General features: G+C 61.6%; 3 protein-coding genes. 2 read left to right on the forward strand and 1 reads right to left on the reverse strand.

Annotated features, from left to right (window positions below; genetic code table 11):
* The coding region (locus VGY55_18930; GenBank protein HEV2972055.1) for a hypothetical protein at window positions 1–1317 on the forward strand (1317 nt) is incomplete at its 5' end.
* A gap of 128 nt (window positions 1318–1445) precedes the next feature.
* On the opposite strand, the gene VGY55_18935 is transcribed toward VGY55_18930, so the two are convergent.
* Complete coding sequence (locus VGY55_18935) at window positions 1446–2261, reverse strand: DUF480 domain-containing protein (protein HEV2972056.1); 816 nt, start codon at window positions 2259–2261, stop codon at window positions 1446–1448.
* 251 nt (window positions 2262–2512) lie between these two features.
* On the opposite strand from VGY55_18935, the gene VGY55_18940 reads away from it, so the two are divergent.
* Complete coding sequence (locus tag VGY55_18940; protein ID HEV2972057.1) at window positions 2513–3049, forward strand: type 1 glutamine amidotransferase domain-containing protein; 537 nt, start codon at window positions 2513–2515, stop codon at window positions 3047–3049.
* Window positions 3050–3188 lie beyond the last annotated feature (139 nt).

A 3188-nucleotide genomic window follows, 5' to 3' on the forward strand; every position in this document is an offset into this window, starting at 1 on the left:
CATGGTTTTCACGCCATCGCGGGGGAAATCGCCGATCTGCTCAAGCTGAAAAAGACGTTGGTGGTATGGCTCATCGATAGGACCCCTGGCTCGGTCGGAATTCGCGGAAATGCGGTGCGGGGGATTTCGTCCGTCGCCGGCGAGGCAATCAAAAGATCCCAATCGCGCGGCGGCGCGAGCAATCCTTTGTCGATCGCGATCGTGGCTTATGGCAAAGAGGTCACGATGGTCACGGCGGAACCTACGGAGGATGCGTCTCAAGCCGCCTCTCTCGCCGGCGCCATCGGCGAAGAGACGACCGAAAATCCAGTCACGTTTGCCGCGGTGGGCAAGGCGGCTGAGCAGTATCTTCCGTATCGCAACAAAGGCTATGAAGTGATCTTCGTGATCGTTGCCGACGAGAACGGCCGCGATTGGGACCAGCTCGACGCAGCAATCCCCAAGTTGAACCGTGTTGCCGTTTCGGCCTATGGGATCGGCGCTGCGGTGCCTTTCGGGCGACCGGCCGACGAACCGGCCGATAAAACCCCGTCCGAATCGTTCTCCCTGGAGCGAATTGACCTGGCCTATCCCAGCAGACAAGCGGAAATCGATTTGACCGATTCGGGCTATGGTCCCTTCGGACTCGAGCGTCTCTGCCGCAAAACTCAAGGGCGGTTTTTTCGAATCCGTTCGGGCAGCTCAAGCCCCGGCTGGAAACGTGGCAGCGACGAATCCGTCGATTCCGGACTGCTCAAGGAGCACGCGCCAGACTACGTCTCCGCGAAGCAATATCAACAACTTCTCAGTGAGAACAAGGCCCGCGCCGCGCTCGTGAATGCCGCGAAGGTTCCCCACGTGGAAGTGCTCACCGCGGTTCGGCAGACAACGTTCGTTCCGCAATCCGACGCGGCGAAGCTTGCCATAACGGTGGGAAATGCGCAGCGCGGAGCCGCCGATAAATCGCTCGACGTGGACCGTCTGTACAACGTCCTTGCCGCCGGGGAAGCCGACCGGCCGAAGCTAACCGGCGCTCGCTGGCAGGCGGAATTCGATCTGGCGATGGGCCGCATTTTGGCCGCCAAGAGCCGGATTGACGGCTATAACTCGATTCTGGCGACCATCAAGCAAGGAAAAGCGTTCACGAAACCCGGCAGCAAGGCCTGGGTGCTCGAGCGCGCCGACGGCATTAGCGGCGACAGCGCGCTGAACAAACGGGCAACCAACGCGCGGATGTATCTCAACCGCGTCATCAAAGAACATCCCGGGACTCCTTGGGCAGCGCTGGCCGAGCGGGAGCTGAGCGAAAACGTCGGCTGGGAGCTGACTGAGGAGTGAAGCAAGGCGCTGAGACTGGGACGGCGGTAGGGTGCGTCAAGGCTCTGCGCAGACGCACTTTTGGACGCTCCGAAACGAGCGCCACGGCGAGTCCGGTGCGTCTGCGCGGACTTGACGCACCCTATGGCTCACCCTCCCAACGATTCGCGCATTTCGTGCAGCTCGTCGTCCGTTCGTCGCAAGTGCTCCGTGAGTTCTTCCAAGTCTCGGCGCAACTGCCCGACTTCGGCTCGGAGCGATTCCACCTCGCGGGTGAGGCGATCGGATTGCGGAGCGGCTTGAGCGACGGGCAGCGGTGCCGATCGAGCGGCCAGCGAGGGAACGGGTGGCGAGATCGGCATCGCGGTGTGCATGGCAGGCGACGAAACGGCTGTCGCCGATGAGCCATCGAAGCTGGCCCGCAGAGCCGCCATCTCTTCCGGCATGTAGAGCGCGTGGCTCAGCACATGACCGCGCCCCTCGGACGAAAGCGATACGATGAGCCTCTTGGCCTTCAGAGATTCGAGAATCGGCCGCAGCGCCGCCAGATCGGGGATGGGATCCATTCGAGCCGCCCGGCCGCGCAGCTCCCCTTCGGTCTGCGCGCCGCGGAGCAGTAGTTCGGTCATCACGCCCAGCTCGACTTTGCTGACACCAAGCCAGTCGTACATCATGTGCCGATATTTCGGCACGCGGCCGCTGCCTTGCACTTCGATCAGCGCGCCCGCCGCTCGCAGCCGTTCGAGCGCTTCTTCGACATCCTCGGGCTGCAACTGCATCTGCGGATCGCGGTTGTTCTTCTGATTGCAGCCGGTCACGATCGAATTGAGCGTGAGCGGATACTGCTCGGGCGTGGTCTTGGCCTTCTCGACGAGCACTCCCACAACGCGGCGATCGATCGGCCGCAGCGGCTTCCACTGCGGCGGGCGAGGAGGAGTTTCAGGGGCAGTGCTGGCGTCGGACATGATTTGCGCGCGAAGTGCGTGATAACGAGGACTTCCTGCTTCTCCCTCTGGGAGAGGGTCGGGGTGAGGGGAGCTACCAGTCGACTCACAATCCCCTCACCCTAACCCTCTCCCAAAGGGAGAGGGAACTGAGCGCGGCGCCTTCTTGATTGGTCGTGCGGTTGTTGTACCATGTTTTTCAGAGCAATCGAAGTCCCGCGCCGAGATTCCGCTCTGCCAGGGTCTTCTCAACCGCAACGCTTTTTCAATTGATGCATACCTCCACGCCGCTTACCGACAAACGCTTCTTGATGTTCGTCGACGATCTCTACGAAGACCTGGAGTTGTGGTATCCACGGCTGCGGCTCACAGAGGCTGGCGCTCATGTGACGGTGGCTGGCGTCAAAGAAGGGTATGTCTATCGAGGAAAGAACGGCTACCCTTGCGCGGCGGCCGCTCCGATCTCCGAGATGGAGGCCGGCGATTTTCATGGCGTCGTGATCCCCGGCGGCTTCATGCCTGACAAGCTCCGCCGCGATCGTAAGGTGCTGAGCTTGGTGCGCGAGTTCGCCGCCGCCGGGAAGCTGGTGGCCGCGATTTGCCACGGCGGCTGGATTCCAATCTCCGCGGGGGTTTACAAAGGCATTCGCGTCACCGGCTCGCCGGGGATCAAGGACGATTTGGTGAACGCCGGCGCTCGTTGGGAAGACGCGGCCGTGGTGATCGATCGCCACTTCGTCTCGAGCCGCAAGCCCGACGACCTCCCCGACTTCTGCCGCGGGATTCTGCAGGTGCTGGAGGGGAAGTGAATAGCCTAATGGAGCTTCAAATCTGATTTGACGGGTGCCATGGCCACTGCTTTGAGTGGCCATGCGCCACCACAGTCCATGCCCACGCCGAGCCGCTTTCCTTTACCCATATTATTCACTGCTGGTTTTTTTGAGTGAA

This window comes from Pirellulales bacterium (assembly GCA_035939775.1).
Classification (GTDB): domain Bacteria; phylum Planctomycetota; class Planctomycetia; order Pirellulales; family DATAWG01; genus DASZFO01.

Bases quoted from the DNA above. Each gene is read 5' to 3' on its own strand.
- VGY55_18935 (HEV2972056.1), bottom strand. From the start codon at position 2,261: ATGTCCGACGCCAGCACTGCCCCTGAAACTCCTCCTCGCCCGCCGCAG.
- VGY55_18940 (HEV2972057.1), top strand. From the start codon at position 2,513: ATGCATACCTCCACGCCGCTTACCGACAAACGCTTCTTGATGTTCGTC.